Here is a 19,675-nt window from a genome sequence, read left to right on the forward strand (position 1 = left end):
AAAACTTAAATGATTAAAAACGGATAAAGTTTGCTAACAAAAAAATCCTTCAAGTTTTGCTTGAAGGATTTATATTTTGGTTGAAATTGAATTTCTTAATTATTTCGTTTGAAAAAAGAATCGACAAACTCCATTTTATTGAAAGCTTGTAAATCATTGATTCCTTCACCAACACCGATGTATTTTACTGGAATCTGAAATTGATCAGAAATACCAATCACCACTCCTCCTTTTGCTGTTCCATCTAATTTTGTAACAGCTAAAGCTGAAACTTCTGTTGCTTGAGTAAATTGTTTGGCTTGTTCGAAAGCATTTTGACCTGTTGAACCATCTAACACCAACAAAACTTCGTGTGGCGCATCTGGAATAACCTTTTGCATGACACGTTTTATTTTTGTTAACTCGTTCATCAAATTTACTTTATTATGCAAACGACCTGCTGTATCAATCAAAACAACATCTGCATTTTGAGCAACTGCCGATTGAATAGTATCAAACGCGACCGAAGCTGGATCTGATCCCATTGCTTGTTTTACAATTGGCACTCCTGCACGCTCTGACCAAATCACTAACTGATCTACCGCAGCTGCACGAAACGTATCTGCCGCTCCAAGAACTACTTTTAACCCTTGAGATTTGAACTGAGATGCTAATTTACCTATTGTTGTAGTTTTACCCACACCATTTACTCCAACAACCATAATGACATATGGCACGTCTTTTTTAGGAATAGCAAAACCATTTGTATCTTCTATATTATTTTCAGAAAGTAAACCAGCAATTTCTTCACGAAGAATCAAATCTAATTCAGAAGTTGAAACGTATTTATCACGCTCCACGCGTTCTTCGATTCGGCGAATAATTTTTATTGTCGTTTCTACGCCAACGTCAGAAGAAATAAGCACTTCTTCTAAATCATCTAAAACCTCATCGTCTACTTTGGATTTACCAACAACAGCACGACTAATTTTATCAAAAAATGAAGACTTCGATTTCTCAAGACCTTCATCTAATTTTTCTTTGCTTTCTTTACCTAATATCTTTTTGAACCAACTCATTAAAAGCTAAATTTCTTAAAATTTTGTACGAAGATACATAAAATATAAGGAAATAAAAAAGCCGCCTAAAAACGAGGCAGCTCAATTAACCTTAATATTTTTTTGTTAAGCTAACAAATAAACAAATTATTTCGCGAAGAAAGCTTCTGCTTCGTCAGCGTTAACTACTTTTTCAACAAATACGTAAGCTCCAGATTTAGGAGATTTTACCATTTTGATTACTTTGGTCATTTTTTTAGACCCTGTTTGTAGGGTTGCTACTGTCTTTTTTGCCATCGTCTAAAATTTTATTATTTGATCTCCTTGTGAATTGTATACTTTTTCAATACTGGGTTGAATTTTTTCAACTCAATACGATCTGGAGTATTTTTTTTGTTTTTAGTTGTGATATAACGAGACATTCCTGGCATACCACTTTCTTTATGCTCTGTACATTCTAAAATAACCTGTACTCTGTTTCCTTTTTTTGCCATGGTGTCTTAAATTATTTGATTAAACCTTCTTTACGTGCACGTCTAACAGCCTCATCAACTCCTAATTTGTTGATTGTTTTTAAACCGTGTGCAGAAACTTTTAAAGTAATCCACTCACCAGCTTCTGGCATAAAAAATTTCTTTTTGAACAAATTCACTTCAAAAGTGCGTTTTGTTTTATTATTAGCATGAGAAACATTGTTTCCTACTAATCTTCTCTTACCTGTAATTTGACAAATGTTTGACATCTTATTTTGTATTGTCCTATTTTAAACGGAGTGCAAAGTAACAAATTAAATATTACTTATACAACTCTTTAGGTTATTAATTTTATATTTTCTTCTTATTTTGTTTGTATAACAACTTCTGCGCAAGAGTATAAGCTAAGATAATACCCATTACCAATAAAGCTATTCTCGCGATGACGTCACCATACTTTGTATAAAACGTTAATTCACTATTCATCAGAATTGTACCATTTAAAGCACCCTGCTCTCCATATGGTAAAGACTTCATTATATCTCCTCGCTGATTAACGAAAGCCGAAATACCTGAATTTGCAGATCTAACAATAGCGCGTCTATTTTCAATAGCTCTCAAATTACCATATAATAGCAATTGACGATGACCATCGGTAGAGCCCCACCAAGAATCGTTGGTCATTGTGAATATAACATTTGCACCTTCTCTCACATATTCTGTTGTATAGTCTCCGTAAATAGATTCGTAACATATAACCGGAGCAACAATAGCGGTGTTTGCTTTATTCTTGAAAACAGAACGATGAGGTTGAATCCCCAACGTTTTTGTTGTGCCGCCAAAGTTAAGCATAAATTCTCCAATAATTGGCATTAAATAGTTACGATATGGAAAAATTTCTACTCCAGGTACTAATTTGCTCTTATGATAAACTTCTATCGAATCGTTTCCACCAATCTGTAAAGCTGAATTATAGGCGTCATACCATGTGATTCCATCTTTCATTACAGAGGCAGTTTCTGATGCTAAAGATTCCATCGGATAAATTCGCATAATTGATGCACCTGTCACAAAATGTAAATCTTTTTTAGTACTTGTCCATTGTTGAATATCTTGTACAATCAAATCATTGTACATATTATCAAAAATTAAAGCAGATGATCCTGGAACAGCTGTTTCTGGAGCAACAACGAATTGAGTTTTTGGCTGAATATTTTTCAATGCCAATTGTTTCAATTCATCATAAATCTGCAATCCATCTTTCATGTATTTCTCATTATATGGATCCAAATCTGGTTGAAGAACTAACACATCAAGCGCTTTTCCTTTCTCCTCATAATTTGCATATATAATGTATGAAATCCCAATTGGCACAGCTATTAATAAACCAGCATAAATACCTAATTTGTTTAGGTATCTCATCTCTTTCTTATTAATATAAGCTGTCAAATAATAGAATACCGTAATATTAACTAACCAAATCCAAAGTGCTCCACCAAAAGTTCCTGTATACTCGTACCATTGCACCCATTCGTAATATTTAGCAAACCCATTTCCAAGGTTAAACCATGGCCAAGTCAATTCCCAATTCAAGGTTAGTTTATCAAAACTCATCCAAATTGCGGGAAGAAAAATCAGTCCATACAAATTTCCTGCTTTTGTTTTGACAACATGATACAATTGAAACACAATTGACATAAACAAGGAATTTGCTACTACAGGAATTAAATAAGCGCTCCACGAATTTTGTAAATCGCCATTTACATTTGTTTCTTGTGCATAATGTAACCACCAAATTACAATCGCATTCCAAATAAAAAAAGCTAAATATGAAAGTCCGAAAATTTTACGTCCTTTTTTCTTGAATTCTGCACGTTGCGTTATTTGATGTTCTGCCAACATCAAGGGTACAAATCCTATAAATAATAACAATGGAAAACCGTGCGAGGGCCAACCAGCTGTTAGCAATAATCCTGTTAAGATTGCGTATGCAATGTATTTTTTCATGTCACAAATTTATAATTTCATCATTCAATAACCGATGATATTTGTTTGGAATATTTTATGAATTAAGTTTTTCGAAGTTCGATTTACAATTTACTAACTTCAATATAATAATTTGGATTAATCGTTACATCAATCACTTTTGTAATCGTTGAATGATTAATCGTTTGCCAATTTGAAGTTGGATTAATGGTTAAATCAGAATCTTTCAATCGCAAAGGCATCGTAAATCCATCCACCACATTTGTATAACGATATTCAACTTTATTTCCATTTTGTTTAAGTTCTAAAGTAGGAACTTTAACTGTTCTTAAATATTGATTGAAAAAAGCGTTTAAATCTAATCCAGAAAATTTCGCTATATAGTTTTCGATTTGTTCTGTCGTTACAGTTTGATGATAAAATTCTTTGTTTAATCCACGCAACATTTGTCTGAATTTTTCGTCGTTATTCATCCAAGTTCTAAGTGTATGAATCATATTTGCACCTTTGTAGTACATGTCACCACTTCCTTCTTGATTTACACCATAAATACCGATAATTGGAATATCATTTTGGATTGCCTTTCTCGTTCCACGTACATATTCGTTTGCAGCTTCTTTTCCATAATAAGTTTCTGTGAACAAAGTTTCCGAATAAGCCGTAAATGCTTCGTGAATCCACATATCTGCCACATCTTTCTCTGTGATATTATTTCCGAACCATTCGTGACCAGCTTCGTGTACAATAATAAAATCCCATTTCAATCCCCAACCAGAACCTGATAAATCACGACCTAAATAACCATTCTCGAATTTATTTCCATATGCAATCCCCGATTGATGTTCCATTCCCAAATGCGGTGCTTCTACAATTTTAAATGAATCTTCGTAAAAAGCATAAGGTCCAAACCAATGCTCGAAACTTTTCAACATCATTTTAGCTTGTTCAAACTGCGATTTTGCTTTGTCTAAATTATAATCTAATACATAATAATCTAAATCTAATTTACCTTTTTCGCCATCGTAAGTATCTTTAAAGTTGACATAATGTCCGATATAAGGAATGATATTATAATTATTGATTGGATTAACAACTTTCCACGTAGAAGTTGTTTTACCATTTTTCTCTTTCTTAGAAACTAATCGTCCATTCCCTACTCCTACAAAATCTTTTGGCGTAATAATTTCCAATTCCATTCCATTATCTGGCTCATCACCCAAATAGTCTTTGTTCGGAAACCAAGCACTTGCGCCCAAACCTTGTACAGCAACAGACATCCAATCGCGTCCTTTTGCGTCTTTTGCAAAAATCCAACCGCCATCCCAAGGTGCTCTCACTGCAACACGAGGATTTCCGTTATATTCTAATTCTAATTGATTTGAAGTATTCTTGATATTTTTTCCGACATTAATAAAATAAACATTTCCGTCACGTTTAAAATCAGAAATTTTCTTTCCATTCAATTTTACTGCCGAAACTATCATCGGATCTTGCAAATCGATTTGGATTAAATCTGATTTTTGAGGAGCTGTTTTATCAAATGTAATGGTTGTTTTTCCCTTGATAAATTTTGAATCAAAATTTGGTTCTACACTTACCTTATATTTTTTTACATCCCACCAATTTCGGAATTCATTATTAGTTCCTCGAAGTGAATCTTGTCGTGTAAACTCTTGTTTGTGATTAAGAACTTGTGCATGTGTTGTTATCGATATCAAGCCAAGCAATAGTACTAATTTCTTCATAGTCATTTTTAAAACATATCAAAAATAAGATTATATATTTGATAAATAAGCGCAAAAACCTATGATTACAGAAAAATTTAAAGAAAGAATAAATTATTTAAAAAATAATCACTTAATCGTTGAAGCATTGTACGAAATTTTGGATGAATTGAAATTAAAACATAGTGCTTTTACAGGTTTTACATTTCGAGAAGAAATCGATCCAAAAGGTTTTCTGCTAACTGCTGAAGGTGAAGAAAAAACTGGGATTACAATTCGTGTTCCTCGCAATATTTTGGACTTTGATATGGTTTTACTTTCTAATGTTTTGATGCACGAAATGATGCACGTTTTTCAACGTTCGGGTGAAAACCAAATCGAATTACGTGAAGAACGCGAATGGCAAGCCTATACAGAAATGATTTTTCATAAACGATTTCCTGATGTTCCTAAACTGACAGATTTTTATATCAAACAATTTGGCGAAAAAGCGTTGACGTATTACAATCGAATGCCTGATGACATGAAAACGAAATATGTGGATGAAAAAACTGATTTAGAAAAAATTATACAAGCTATTTACAACAAAGAAAATAAACCAAAAGAAGAACTAAAATCTGAAAATAATACTGAAACAATTTCTTGGCAAGATTTCGAGAAAGTTGATATGAGAATTGGAACAATTATCAGTGTAAATGATTTTCCTAAAGCAAAAAATCCTGCTTATCAATTAGAAATAGATTTTGGTCCATTAGGAATCAAGAAAAGTTCGGCACAAATTACATCACTTTATTCCAAAGAAGAATTGATTGGAAAACAAATAATGGCTGTTGTAAACTTTCCGAAAAAGCAAATTGCCACTTTTATGAGTGAATGTCTTGTAATGGGTGTTTATGGAAATAATAACGACGTAATTCTTCTAAATCCTGAACGAAAAGTAGAAAACGGAAGTAAAATTGGGTAAGCATGAGATTGAGATAAAGTTTAAGTATAATTTAACGCTGACATTTTATCAATCCAAAAACTGACGATTTTTTCTGCTCAAACCTGATTTACTCTTCATAATCTGACAACATGACATTTTAAAAATTGGGATGTCACCATTTTCTACGTTGGCACAAAGATTGACTATTATGGATGTAGCATCATTTTTGATGATGTGTAAAAGTTTAAAATAAATCATTAATAATATAAAAAATAACTAAACAATATGAGCAAAATAATCGGAATCGACTTAGGTACAACGAACTCTTGTGTTTCTGTAATGGAAGGTAGCGAGCCAGTTGTAATCCCAAATGCAGAAGGTAAAAGAACTACTCCATCTATCGTAGCATTCGTAGAAGGAGGTGAAATTAAAGTTGGTGATTCAGCAAAACGTCAAGCTGTAACAAACCCAAAGAAAACGATTTATTCTATTAAACGTTTCATGGGAACTAAATTTAATAATGATGCAGATGAAATCGGTCGTGTTCCTTATTCAGTTGTAAAAGGAAACAATGATACGCCAGCAGTTGATATTGATGGACGTAACTATACTCCACAAGAAATCTCAGCAATGATTTTACAAAAAATGAAAAAAACTGCTGAAGATTATTTAGGACAAGAAGTATCAAGAGCGGTAATTACTGTACCTGCTTATTTTAACGATGCTCAACGTCAAGCAACAAAAGAAGCTGGTGAAATTGCAGGTCTTAAAGTAGAACGTATTATCAACGAGCCTACTGCTGCTGCATTAGCTTACGGATTAGACAAAGCAAACTCAGATAAAAAAATCGTTGTTTACGATTTAGGTGGTGGTACTTTTGACGTATCTATCCTTGAATTAGGTGACGGTGTATTCGAAGTATTATCTACAAACGGTGATACGCACTTAGGAGGTGATGATTTTGATGATGCAATCATCAATTGGTTAGCTTCTGAATTCCAAGCGAAAGAAGGTGTAGATTTGAAAAAAGACGCAATGGCTTTACAACGTTTACGTGAAGCTGCTGAAAAAGCTAAAATCGAATTATCTTCTTCTGCTCAAACAGAAATTAATTTACCATACGTTACAGCAAACGAAACAGGACCAAAACACTTAGTAGAAACTTTAACTCGTTCTAAATTTGATCAGTTAACAGAAGATTTAGTACGTCGTTCTATGGAGCCTTGTAAAAAAGCGTTATCTGATGCAGGATTATCAATCAACGATATCGACGAAGTTATCTTAGTTGGTGGATCTACACGTATGCCAAAAATCCAAGAAGAAGTAGAAAAATTCTTTGGTAAAAAACCATCTAAAGGTGTTAACCCAGACGAAGTTGTTGCAATTGGTGCAGCTATCCAAGGAGGTGTATTAACAGGTGATGTAAAAGACGTATTATTATTAGACGTTACACCATTATCTTTAGGTATCGAAACTTTAGGAGGAGTATTCACAAAATTAATCGAAGCAAATACTACAATTCCAACTAAAAAATCTGAGGTTTTCTCAACTGCAGTTGATAACCAACCAGCAGTAACATTAAGAATTGGTCAAGGAGAGCGTCCATTATTCAACGATAACAAAGAAATCGGTCGTTTTGACTTAGTAGATATTCCACCAGCACAAAGAGGTGTTCCTCAAATCGAAGTAACATTTGATATTGATGCGAATGGTATCTTAAGTGTATCTGCAAAAGATAAAGGAACAGGAAAAGAGCAATCAATCAAAATTGAAGCTTCATCTGGATTATCTGATGCTGATATTGAAAGAATGAAAAAAGAAGCACAAGAAAACGCTGCAAAAGACGAAGAAGCAAAAAACAAAATTGAAAAAGTAAATGCTGCAGATTCTTTAATTTTCCAAACAGAAAAACAATTAACTGAATACGGAGATAAAATCCCTGCTGATAAAAAACAACCAATTGAAGAAGCTTTAGCTGAAGTAAAATCTGCTCACGCTGCTCAAGACGTTGCTGCAATTGATGCTTCTATGGAAAAATTAAATACAGCTTGGAATGCTGCTTCACAAGAAATTTATGCTGCAATGAACGAAGGTCAAGAAGGTGGTGCACAAGCTCAACCAGGAGCTGATCAAGGTCAAGCAAAAAATGATGGTGTTGAAGATGTAGACTTCGAAGAAGTTAAATAATAGAATTTCATTTATCAAATAGAAAAGCCTCGCATTGCGAGGCTTTTTTTGTTTATTTTAATTCATTTCATCGATGTTGTTGTGCATCAATTACAGCAATGGTCACCATATTCACAATTTCGCGAACTGTACTGTCTAATTGAAGTAAATGAATTGGTTTTTTCATACCGATTAAAATTGGTCCAACCGCTTCTATATTCCCTAATTCTTGTAACAATTTATACGAAATATTAGCTGATTCTAGATTTGGGAAAACTAATGTATTCGCATATGTTCCTGCTAATTTAGAAAACGGAAAATTACTTTGTAATTTCTCTTTATTCACTGCAAAATTTGCTTGAATATCACCATCAACTAAAACATCAGGATGATTTTGATGTAAATAATTCACTGCATTCTGAACTTTAGAAGCTGTTTCGCCTTTATTTGATCCAAAATTAGAATATGATAACAATGCAATTTTCGGCTCAATTTTAAACTTCTTGATTGTTTCATTAAATTGAAGTGTAATATTCACTAAATCCTCAGAAGTTGGATCCATATTAACCGTTGTATCTCCTAAGAAAATTGGTCCTTTTTCGGTTAACATCATATACATACTCGCAACTTTCTGTCCTTGTTCTGCTCCAATTAATTCTAAAGCTGGTCGAATTGCTTGCGAATAGTTTTTCGTCATTCCCGAAATCATTGCATCAGCATAACCAAATTCAATCATACACGATCCAAAATAATTACGATCTCGTAACATTTTTTTCGCATCCGATTTAGAAACACCTTTTCGTTGACGTTTATTGTAAACAAAATCTACAAATTGATTGAAACGTTCTGAATCTTCTTCTGCGTTTGTATCAACAATTTCTACATCTTCTAAATCCAACGCATAATCTTTGATCATTTGTTGAATTTTATTTTTCTTTCCTAAAATAATCGGAATAGCAATTTTTTCTTCCTTTACAATTTGTGCTGCACGTAGAATTTCGAAACGATCTCCTTCTGCAAAAACAACACGTTTTGGATTTGACTTCGCAGTTTGGGTCAAATTACGCATAATCGTACTTTCTTTTCCGATTCGCTTAATTAACGACAATTTATATTCTTCGAAATCAGTAATAATATTTTTAGCCACTCCAGTTTCAATCGCAGCTTTTGCAACCGCAGCCGAAACTTCTGGTAACAAACGTGGATCATTCGGTTTTGGAATAATATAATCTTTTCCAAATTTGATTGAATGATTATTGTATGCTTGCGTCACAACTTCCGGAACTGGTTCTTTTGCTAATTCTGCAATTGCACGAACAGCAGCAATTTTCATTTCCTCGTTGATTGTTGTTGAACGAACATCTAATGCTCCTCTAAAAATGTATGGAAATCCTAAAACATTATTCACTTGATTTGGATAATCAGAACGACCAGTTCCCATGATGATATCTTGACGAGTAGAAACAGCTAAATCATACGCAATCTCTGGATTTGGATTTGCCATTGCCAACACAATTGGATTTTCCGCCATTGTATTTAACATTTCTGCCGACAAAACATCTGCTGCCGATAATCCAATGAAAACATCTGCATCTTTTACAGCATCAGCTAAAGTAGAAATATCACGATCTGTTGCCCATTCAGCCTTAGAAGCATCAAGGTTATCACGATCAGAACGAATTACTCCTTTACTATCTAACATGACGATATTCTCTTTTGTTGCACCAACAGAAATATACATTCCTGTACACGAAATAGCAGCTGCACCAGCTCCATTTACAACAATTTTAACTTTAGAAATATCTTTCCCTTGTAACTCACATGCATTAATTAAAGCGGCACCAGAAATAATTGCTGTTCCGTGTTGATCATCATGCATCACAGGAATATTCATTTCAGCTTTTAATCGTTTTTCAATCTCAAAGCACTCAGGCGCTTTTATATCTTCAAGATTAATTCCTCCAAATGTTGGTTCTAAAGCTTTTACAGTATTGATAAATTCGTCAACATTCTTTGTGTCCAATTCGATATCAAAAACATCTATATCTGCAAAAATTTTAAATAAAAGTCCTTTTCCTTCCATCACTGGTTTAGAAGCTACTGCACCTATATCTCCTAAACCTAGAACGGCTGTTCCATTACTAATTACCGCAACTAAATTTCCTTTAGCCGTGTATTTATACGCATTTTCTGGATCTTTTTCAATCTCTAAACATGGCTCCGCAACACCTGGCGAATACGCAAGCGATAAATCACGTTGTGTATTCGTAGGTTTTGTAGGCACTACTGCAATCTTTCCGGGTTGACCCATTGAATGGTAATTCAATGCATCTTTCTTACGATTGTCATTCATTTTTCTGTGGTTTATATTTTTTCAATAATAAATTTAGGTAAAATTTATTCAATCCACTTATGACGAATGTTAGATTTTGATATTTTATTAAAATATTTTATCGAGTTACACTATTTTGAAGTTAATAATTATGAGGTTGTTAAAATATTCTATTTATTCTTAACAGTTACATTTCCTGTAATTATTTCTTTATCATTAAGTTTTATTCTATACCAATAACTATCTGATGGTACTATAAATCCATTCTTTTTCCCGTCCCAAGAATATTCATCATTTACTTGCTCATCTTTTATTATTGATCCATATCGATCAAAAATTTGAACAATCACATTCTTATATCCATTAAATCGAACTTTCCATGTGTCATTATATCCATCATTATTTGGCGTTATAAAGTTTGGTATATGATTGATAGAAAACTGTTTTTGAACTGGAGTACAATTGTCTGATGAAATTACGTAGACTGTGTACGTTCCATTTTTTAGAGGTGAAAAAATATTAGAATCTTGCCAATCTATTCCATTCAACGAATATTTGTACGGAGGATTTCCTGAGTCGACAATAATCTCTGCTCGACCATTAACTGTTTTTATTAAAACTATGTTTGGTAATTGAAAATTTGAAACTTTTATATGATGTGTATAAGGACATCCTTCTTTCGAAAAAAGTTCGACTGAATAATCTCCACTTTCTACTTCTATGGTTTGAGTCGTTTCTCCTGTACTCCAATTATATTGTAAATAATTATTGCCTGCATCTAAAATTGTTTTAGTATTAGGACAAATAATTACATCTTTTAGAGTTGTAGAAAGTTCTGGTTTTGAAACAAAAACCTCAATAATACCAATAGAAAAACATAAACCTGCTTGTTCAAATCTTACATAAAATGTTTTTGATCTATTTACTTCTTGAATTGGATTAATAGAATTTACATTATTTTCAGCATCTTCGAAAGATTCAAAAAATTTATAGTCATAATTGTAATCATTTACAAATCCTCCTAAAATGTATGAGCTTAAATTAAATGTATAAATTCCATCAAAGTCATTATCACAAGCATCGACAGGTAATATCTCTTGATTTAATTTTACTTTTTCACCAAATTTAAATTCTAACATTACAATCTCTGGTTGACATCCTTTAGTCGTTTCTATCCTTACAAAGACTTTTGTGTCTGAAGTAAATACATTTTGAGAATTAATAGTATTTAAATTCCCATCTAATGCATCTTGCTCATTTAAATAATATTTAACAGTAAAAAATTCTCGATTAGAAAAAATTTGTTGAATGATTTCATCAAGATTAATATTCATCTTACTTCCGCAATAAGTTGTCTGATATTTTGTAAGATCTATTTGAGGAAAAGGAAAAAATTCTAAATTTATTTCAGCTATTTCTTTACAGCCTGTTTTATTTTTTACAACTGCATAAACTTTCCTATTTGGTAAAGATTTGTAATTCTCAAAATCTTTTATTTCATTAATCAATATTTCATTTTCAGCATCTATCTTTGTTGGATAATAAGTTATTGTAACATCTGGATAAGAAGTAATATTTGCTTCAGTAAGATTAAACTCTCCTATTCCACCTACATTACACGCATAAACCGTGTCATTGTTTACAAATAGTTCATCAATTGAAATTTTAATTGTTACGATTTCACTATCTTCAAACTTATCTATTCCGTAAATTATATATTTAAATTCATCGTAGCCCTTTTGACCTCTATTTGGTGTGTAAGTTATAACTCCTGTTGTTGTGTTTATAGTGACATTACCTTTTGTAGGTTTCTCAAGAATTTGCGTTGCACTAAAATTAATAATTTGCGTTGATTTTGTAAACTTAGGAATGATATCAATAGGAGTTGTACCACAAGTTTCTAATGTTATTTCAGACTCATCAGAACATGTTCTTAATTTATACTCATCTTTTAATGGAGGACAGGTACCTATTGTTACTTCTACCGAGTAATCTCCCAATTTTGTCGGCTTATAGCTTACACTATTAGCTCCTGGAATTGCAACTCCATTTTCAAACCATTGATAAGTTTCGTAAATATCTGGTGTTACAGTTAATACTACATCAGGAAAACATCCGTCTGCGACAATTTTAGGTTTAGTTGGTAAGCCTGCAAAAAAACCTCCATAACCTGCTGCTTCACTCCCTGCTGTAATTCCTCCAGTTACTGCTTTGTCTGATTTTATTGTAATATTTCCTTTTACATCAGGAATTCCATAAGTAACCCAATTTGTTGTACCAATCAAATCAAATGGACCATAATTAGAATTAGGTACTAGACCATTTACAGTAAGTATAGCTCCTTTTTCTGTTATTAAATTAAGTTTTGTCGGTACGTTTTTAATAGAATAATAAGAGCTTCCACCTTCTTTTACTAAATAAATCTCATTTTCATCTATCAATCCGATTTCATCGATTGATTTTGGTAAAAAACAATTTAAAGCTGGAATAAAATTAATACCTCCTGTAGCTTCGATATTTCGCTCATTACTTCCGCCTAAAAGTTGATAAACATAAACTTTATGAGTCGATTGAATATATAAATTAAAGTGATTTTTACCCTGATTAATATATTTATTTTCGTTTACAATATAGTATTGACCTTCATTTATAGTTGTAAGCGGAGTTGATTCATTATTAACATATATCTCTGTGTTATCCTCTGTTGCAACAATAATTGCTCCTTCCATATTACTACCAAGATTACCTAAACCTTTTACTAGAACAAATTCATTTCCTAACTGAGAAACTGGCACATTTTGATCCATTAAGATATCTGAGCTATTCGGAAAATAGCCTGCATATTGTCCATTAAAATTTCCATTAGTTACAGAAATAGGTTTATCAGATTCTATTTTAGCTCCTATAAATCCAGTGAAATTTCTATTGTTATTACCTGTACCATCTATAATATAAGACTCACCTTTATTTAGTAGTATATTAAATTCAGTTCTACTTATACCATCACTAAATACTACATTTGGATTAAAGTTTGAAATTTTAATAGTTGTATTATCTTCAGTAGCTAAAACACTTGTCATAAAATTTAAAATCTCATTGTAAGTTTCTATAGGAGCCATAACTGTATAAAACAAATTTCCTATACCTGCTCTCCCTTTAGATGTTACAATTTCTGCGTGTTGAGCTACAGAAAATCTGAGATTTGCAAAATATGCATAATCAGCTTCTAAGAATAATCCTTTTTTCACTGGTTTAAACATATCTCGTTGATCTTGAGTAATTATATAAGATCTTGGAATATTATAAACACCAGGATTTCCTTTACTAATTGTTATTTTACCGATTATAACATTATCATTGTATATCTTTACTTCGAAAGGAGTTGTTCTATTTGTAGATAAATATATCTTTTGATTTGGATAAGGATTACCTGTTCTATCCATCATTGGTGCAAACCAATGCTTTGTATCAAGCTGAGCAAAAGTTTGAACAATATTAACAAATAAAAACAAAATCAATAAATACCTCTTCATGAATTAATCTTTAATTAAAATTAAATATAACCCTTAAACAGAAATATTTAGATAATATTGTTAAAAAATATATTCCTTATAATCCATCTACCACTTCTACCAACTTTTTAGTTAAATTCTTGCGATTGAATTGTTGTACTTCTTCTTCGTTTGTTTCAAATTTTTGGTTTGGATTTCTTAACCATTGATTGTAAATAGAAAGAATAAATGCTTTGATTTCTCCAACTTGTTGATGACTAAAATAATCTCCTGCTTTGGTTTTTTGAAGTATTTTTTCAACATCAGCATCAGCAGGCCCAATGGCTAAAACTGGATTTCCTGTTGCCATATATTCAAATAATTTACCTGGAATAATTCCTTTTGAAGCAACATTATCAAAGTTTGTTAAGATTAAAATATTCGCAGAATTTATCGCATTCAATGATTCTTGGTGCGAAACATAGCCATGAACAATTAAATTATGTTGTAAACCTTGTTCAAGAATTGTTTGTTTGACATCATCAGCCAAAGAACCATAAAAATTAAGTTTAAAATCTTCTCTGAAAGACTGATTTTCGTTACTAATTTCAGCTAAAGCTTTCCACAAAGCAATTGGATTTCTAAGCATTTCCAGACCTCCAGAATATGTCAAATGAAAGTGATTTTGATCTTTCTCTATTTGTTGCTTTACTGCTTCAAAACCGTTTGTAATCACTTCAACTCGCTTTGCTCCAATTTTTTTGAAATTTTCGCCATCTGCATAACTTGTTGCTAAAACAACATCTGCTTTTTGCATCACTTCCCGCTCTAAATCTTCGTGTATTTTGGCAGCCCAAGACGTTAATTTCAATTCTTTGTGATAACTAATCTGCGTCCAAGGATCTCTAAAATCAGCTAACCATTTAAGATTTGGTAATTGTTTTTTCAATTTCAAACCGATCAAATGTAAACTATGGGGCGGACCAGAAGTTACAATAGTATCTATATTTTCTTTTTGTAAAAAGTCTTTTAAAAATTCAGCAGAAGAATTTACCCAAAACTTTCGCGCATCTGGAATAAAGAAATTTCCTCGTACAAAAACCGACAACTTCGACATAAAAGATTGATTTTCTTTTTTCTCGAAATGTCCACCTTTGTAAGCTTTATTTTTTGGATTCAGTTTTTCTGCTAGCTGATAAGGTTCCCAAATTTTATTCTTGACGATTTTAACTTTTGGATTAATATCCTTGGCTAAAGTTTCATCAAGAATTGGATAAGAAGGATTTTCTGGAATATAAACATAGGTTTCATATCCAAATTCAGGAAGATATTTTGTGAATTTCAACCATCTTTGAACACCAGGACCTCCCGCAGGAGGCCAGTAATAGGTGATGATTAATATTTTTTTCATTCTAAAGTTAAGCCTTTTCAGTGGCTAAGTTTAAATTCTCTTTTGTAGAACATTTTTTGTATCCCAAATAAATCCCTCCAGCCACAACGATTAAAAGTAAAATATTTGAAACAATCACAATCATATTTCCAGTAGAAATAACTTGTGGTTTAAATTCCATCACAATTGTATGATTTCCTTTCTGTACAGGAACTGCACGTAATACGTAATTTGCTTTCTCGATCGGAACTTCTTTTCCGTCTACCGTTGCAATCCATCCATGTGGATAATAAACTTCTGAAAAAACAGCAATCTGATCAGTATTTGAAGACGATTTGTACGTCATTTTTATTGGTGAATAATCAACCAATTCTATTTTCGCATTAGCATCAGCTGAAACATTCAAGCTTTTATTCTCAACCAAATCTTTACGTAAAATAACCGTATTGTTAACTGATGTAGAATTTATAGCTAAAATTTCATCGTTCGCATTTTCTGTCCATTTAATATTTGAAGCTAACCAAGCACTTCCTAAAGCTGTAGGATTTTGCTGTACTTGTGGCTCAGTTGGACTTCCATGAATAATGTATTTTGTATTCATCATATTCAATACATTGATCAAACCTGTTTCATCTTTGATTCCGTATTTTTTTAATTGCGGATCTTGAGAAAAATAGATATCTACAACATCTTGGTATTTTCCTAATTTTGCTGCGTGATAACCACCAATTGAAGGAACAAAATATGAAGTACCTGCTTCATTAAAAGTGCTCAAAACTGTATTGTAAACACGGAAATGTGATTTATCTTGTTTTGATATGTTCGATAATAAATTATTCAACGGAACCTTGTAAGCTATTTGCGCTACATTATTATTGTTTTCTGCTTCGGTTTGTAAACGAGGCGACATTTCTGTTGGAAAAGGATTATCTACAATATATTTTGATACAAAATTATCTTCGTTCAAATATCTTTTGTTCACCGTAAAACCATCAATAAAAGCTAATGCTCCAATCGCTAAAATAACAATAATTGTTTTTTTGATAAACTTGAATAAATACGCCAATAACAAAGCCATTGTTAACAAAACAAAAATCAATGTGCGAACTGTATCCGCTTTAAACATTGAAATTCTATCTTGAATTAATGCTTCATCTAATCGTTTAATCAATCCATCCCAAAGTCCTATTGCATTTGGATTAGCTTGCTGAATTTGTCCGATTAATTGTTCTGTCATTAAACGTTCATTCTCTGATGTAAATGGGAAAATCATTCCACCAAATAAGAAGAAAATGATTAAAACACCAACCGTAGAACCACCAGCTATATAAAGTACTTTCTTTTTGAAATCATCAGACTCATCAGAATTAAAGAAATAATATAACGTTAAAATGGCTAAGAAAGGCATTGTGAATTCAGCAATTACTAAGATTGACGAAACTGCACGAAACTTATCATACATCGGGAAATAATCGATGAATAAATTGGTTACGAAAGGTAAATTTTTACCCCAAGCCAAAATGAAACTTAGAATTGTTGCGCCAACTAACCATTTTTTATAGGTCGAATAATTTCCTCGAACCATAAAAATTCCGATAATAAATAAAAATACAACTACAGCTCCTTGATAAGCTGGACCAGAAGTTCCTGGCTGATCTCCCCAATATGCACTTCTCGGCTGACTTGCTACCGCTTGAAAAACTTGCTGATTGAACTCGTCTTCACCAAGACTATATTGCGTATTTTGTAATTCTGATGTATAATTTTTTAAATCTTCTGGATTTGTTTGCGAACCACCACCCATCAAATTAGGAATAAAAAGATTTAATGTTTCTAATTTTCCATAGCTCCATTGAGTGATATAATCGTGATCTAATCCATTCGAATTCTTTTTCAACAATGTCATCTCAGATTTTCCACGTGTCGTTTCTTTGCTGTACTCGTAAGTAGACAATAATCGATTTGCATTCAATCCTGCAGCAATAATAACAGCTAGAACAACTAATGCAGATGATTTTAAGAAATCTGGTAATTCTTTCTTTTTTAAACTATCAATGAATTGAACAATTGCAAAAACTAACATCGCTAAAAACAAATAGAATGTCATTTGGATGTGATTCGCTTGTAGTTGTAGTCCCATAAATAGCGTAGTTAAAACAAAACCTGCAATATATTTTTTGCGATACAACAAAAGAATTCCTGCAACCAGAGGCGCAAAATAACCTATTGTATGTAATTTCCCGTTATGTCCAGCTGCAATTAATTCGAAATAATACGAACCAAAAGCAAAGAAAATTGCACCAACTAAAGCATATTGCCATTTTTTGAAAACCGTTAATCCAAGAATAAAAAATCCTGTAAATAACAAGAATATATAATCTGCCGGACGTGGTAAAAATCTGAACGCACCATCAATAGTTTTGATGATATCAAAACTATATTTCGCACCAGTTTGATAAGTTGGCATTCCGCCAAACATAGCATCAGACCAATAGACATTTTCACCTGTTTTGTCTTGGTATGTCAACATTTCTTGCGCACTACCTTTGTAGTTGATAATATCGGGCTGTATAACAGATTTGCCTGATAAAACTGGCGCACAATACACCAATGCTATTACTACAAAAAGTAACAATGAGATAAGAACGTAGAGTAAATTCTTTTTATTTTTCATGCTTTTTTTCTTCGATTATTTCGTAATCCACCGTTTCAGCGTCAATATTAAATTTCGGTTTATCGAAAGATGTGTTTTGTTGTGATTCGTTATGCGAATCATTTGAGTCTTGGCTCTGATTATAAGCATTTCTTTGCTGGTTTATAGCTTCTTGAAAAACTTTCTTGACAGCAAATACTTTTCTCAAAAATCTAAATATCGTTAAAAATATGATACTTAAAATTATAATCCAAAGTATTGTTTTCATTTTAGTTGACTGTTGTGACAGTTGTAACCGATTCGGTCATGGTTTGTTTTTGACCTTGCGCTTCAACTGTACGTTTTAATGTTTCCTTTTTCGTTAAATTAACTTTGTTGATCCAACCAGATTTAGTATCCAACAAAATTTTTCCATCTACATTCGCACTACTGTTCGCAGACATTGTAACTCCTTGTTGCGACTCATTTCCTTTTAAACTTTGTGTTCCTGTTACAGTAATTGTTGTATTTGCAGGTTCTACACTTGCTAAAGTTCTCTTCATTGAAATATTTCCTTTCATTGGACCTTGATCAACTTTTTGACTATCGCTCCAAGATTCTTTTAAAGCTAAGGTTTTATTAGGGAAAATATTCATCGTTTCTTCAAACTGAGAAGAAATGGCTTGTTTATTCAATGAGTTATCAATAATCTGAGTAAAGAATTTAAATTCTTCAGCACTTACTTGTGTTTTTACAGAATTTAGAATTGATTTTTTGATTGCATCTAATCCGTCAACACTTACAACTTTTCCTTTCTGATCAACTTTCATTGTATATGTTTTCCCTGTCATCGCTTTATAGATAGACCAAGAAACTGCAATATCTTTGTTAGCTGGTTTAGCAGAATTTGTATCATAAGAAATCGACTTTCCTGATGGATCTGTCATTTTCTCACTATAATGTTTAGATTTCACTTCTAATGTGTACACACCATCTTTAAAATCTTTTACCGTATAATCAATTTGTTTTTTGCTTTCGCTAGACATTTTCTGAGATTGTTTACCATCCGAAGCCGAATGCGTTGTCTTTATTCCTAACGTCATTGGGTATGTTTTTCCAATCTCTAAATTATATTTGTAGGCATATTTATCATCAGCACCTTTAGCAATGGCAACCACTTCTGGAACTGCAGGAGTTTCGATTTTCAAAGAATCAGTAACTTCAGTTTTTGCAACTGTATCACCTTTTTCATTTACAATAAGTTCTTTTCCATCTTTATCTTTTCCTACAACTTTATCATCTTTTTTACATGAAACTACTGCCATTGCGACAGCCATCATGAATAGTAATTTTTTCATATCAATTTTATGTTTGATAATTGGTTTATTGCCAAAATCAATCCAAAAATAATGATTTTAGTTGATTTTTTAACATTAAGATTTTAATTCATTTATTCTAAGAAGATTAACTAAATCGTAAAATAATCTATTTAACGTTAAAAAAATAATTACGCTTTCAC

The 19,675-nt window shown here is 32.2% G+C and carries 14 protein-coding genes; 2 read left to right on the top strand and 12 right to left on the bottom strand.

Going from position 1 to position 19,675, the window contains the following annotated elements; translation table 11 throughout:
• Nucleotides 1-95: 95 nt before the first annotated feature.
• The 6 genes from ftsY to AC2I98_RS08040 form a co-directional block, all read right to left on the bottom strand.
• The gene (ftsY, locus tag AC2I98_RS08015; RefSeq protein WP_486411217.1) at nucleotides 96-1,058 is read right to left on the bottom strand and encodes a signal recognition particle-docking protein FtsY; all 963 of its coding nucleotides are present in this window, start codon (nucleotides 1,056-1,058) and stop codon (nucleotides 96-98) included.
• Between the two features lie 126 nt (nucleotides 1,059-1,184).
• On the bottom strand, nucleotides 1,185-1,334 hold the full coding sequence (locus tag AC2I98_RS08020; protein ID WP_486411218.1) for a DUF4295 domain-containing protein: 150 nt from the start codon (nucleotides 1,332-1,334) through the stop codon (nucleotides 1,185-1,187).
• A 14-nt stretch (nucleotides 1,335-1,348) separates the two neighbouring features.
• Nucleotides 1,349-1,531: a 50S ribosomal protein L33 gene (gene rpmG, locus AC2I98_RS08025; protein WP_019974157.1), complete on the bottom strand. Its 183-nt coding sequence runs from the start codon at nucleotides 1,529-1,531 to the stop codon at nucleotides 1,349-1,351.
• An 11-nt stretch (nucleotides 1,532-1,542) separates the two neighbouring features.
• Nucleotides 1,543-1,779: a 50S ribosomal protein L28 gene (gene rpmB / locus AC2I98_RS08030; protein ID WP_171623530.1), complete on the bottom strand. Its 237-nt coding sequence runs from the start codon at nucleotides 1,777-1,779 to the stop codon at nucleotides 1,543-1,545.
• A gap of 82 nt (nucleotides 1,780-1,861) precedes the next feature.
• Nucleotides 1,862-3,517: an apolipoprotein N-acyltransferase gene (gene lnt / locus AC2I98_RS08035; protein WP_486411219.1), complete on the bottom strand. Its 1,656-nt coding sequence runs from the start codon at nucleotides 3,515-3,517 to the stop codon at nucleotides 1,862-1,864.
• A gap of 83 nt (nucleotides 3,518-3,600) precedes the next feature.
• Complete coding sequence (locus tag AC2I98_RS08040; protein ID WP_486411220.1) at nucleotides 3,601-5,241, bottom strand: M1 family metallopeptidase; 1,641 nt, start codon at nucleotides 5,239-5,241, stop codon at nucleotides 3,601-3,603.
• 646 nt (nucleotides 5,242-5,887) lie between these two features.
• On the opposite strand from AC2I98_RS08040, the gene AC2I98_RS08045 reads away from it, so the two are divergent.
• On the top strand, nucleotides 5,888-6,184 hold the full coding sequence (locus tag AC2I98_RS08045; RefSeq protein WP_486414067.1) for a tRNA-binding protein: 297 nt from the start codon (nucleotides 5,888-5,890) through the stop codon (nucleotides 6,182-6,184).
• A 246-nt stretch (nucleotides 6,185-6,430) separates the two neighbouring features.
• Nucleotides 6,431-8,332: a molecular chaperone DnaK gene (gene dnaK, locus AC2I98_RS08050; RefSeq protein WP_486411221.1), complete on the top strand. Its 1,902-nt coding sequence runs from the start codon at nucleotides 6,431-6,433 to the stop codon at nucleotides 8,330-8,332.
• 67 nt (nucleotides 8,333-8,399) lie between these two features.
• On the opposite strand, the gene AC2I98_RS08055 is transcribed toward dnaK, so the two are convergent.
• From AC2I98_RS08055 to AC2I98_RS08080, 6 genes are all read right to left on the bottom strand, one after another.
• Nucleotides 8,400-10,664, bottom strand: coding sequence for an NADP-dependent malic enzyme (locus AC2I98_RS08055; protein ID WP_486411222.1), 2,265 nt, complete (start codon nucleotides 10,662-10,664; stop codon nucleotides 8,400-8,402).
• Between the two features lie 149 nt (nucleotides 10,665-10,813).
• Complete coding sequence (locus AC2I98_RS08060) at nucleotides 10,814-14,176, bottom strand: T9SS type B sorting domain-containing protein (RefSeq protein ID WP_486411223.1); 3,363 nt, start codon at nucleotides 14,174-14,176, stop codon at nucleotides 10,814-10,816.
• Between the two features lie 76 nt (nucleotides 14,177-14,252).
• On the bottom strand, nucleotides 14,253-15,545 hold the full coding sequence (locus AC2I98_RS08065; RefSeq protein WP_486411224.1) for a glycosyltransferase family 4 protein: 1,293 nt from the start codon (nucleotides 15,543-15,545) through the stop codon (nucleotides 14,253-14,255).
• A 7-nt stretch (nucleotides 15,546-15,552) separates the two neighbouring features.
• Nucleotides 15,553-18,198, bottom strand: coding sequence for a YfhO family protein (locus AC2I98_RS08070; RefSeq protein WP_486411225.1), 2,646 nt, complete (start codon nucleotides 18,196-18,198; stop codon nucleotides 15,553-15,555).
• Complete coding sequence (locus AC2I98_RS08075; RefSeq protein ID WP_486411226.1) at nucleotides 18,188-18,445, bottom strand: hypothetical protein; 258 nt, start codon at nucleotides 18,443-18,445, stop codon at nucleotides 18,188-18,190. Before AC2I98_RS08075 ends, AC2I98_RS08070 begins: the two co-directional genes overlap by 11 nt.
• A gap of 1 nt (nucleotide 18,446) precedes the next feature.
• Nucleotides 18,447-19,514 (bottom strand): DUF6263 family protein, encoded by a 1,068-nt coding sequence (locus tag AC2I98_RS08080; protein ID WP_486411227.1) that lies wholly within the window; start codon nucleotides 19,512-19,514, stop codon nucleotides 18,447-18,449.
• Nucleotides 19,515-19,675: the final 161 nt, after the last annotated feature.

Source organism: Empedobacter sp. EJD.6dd (assembly GCF_057369435.1).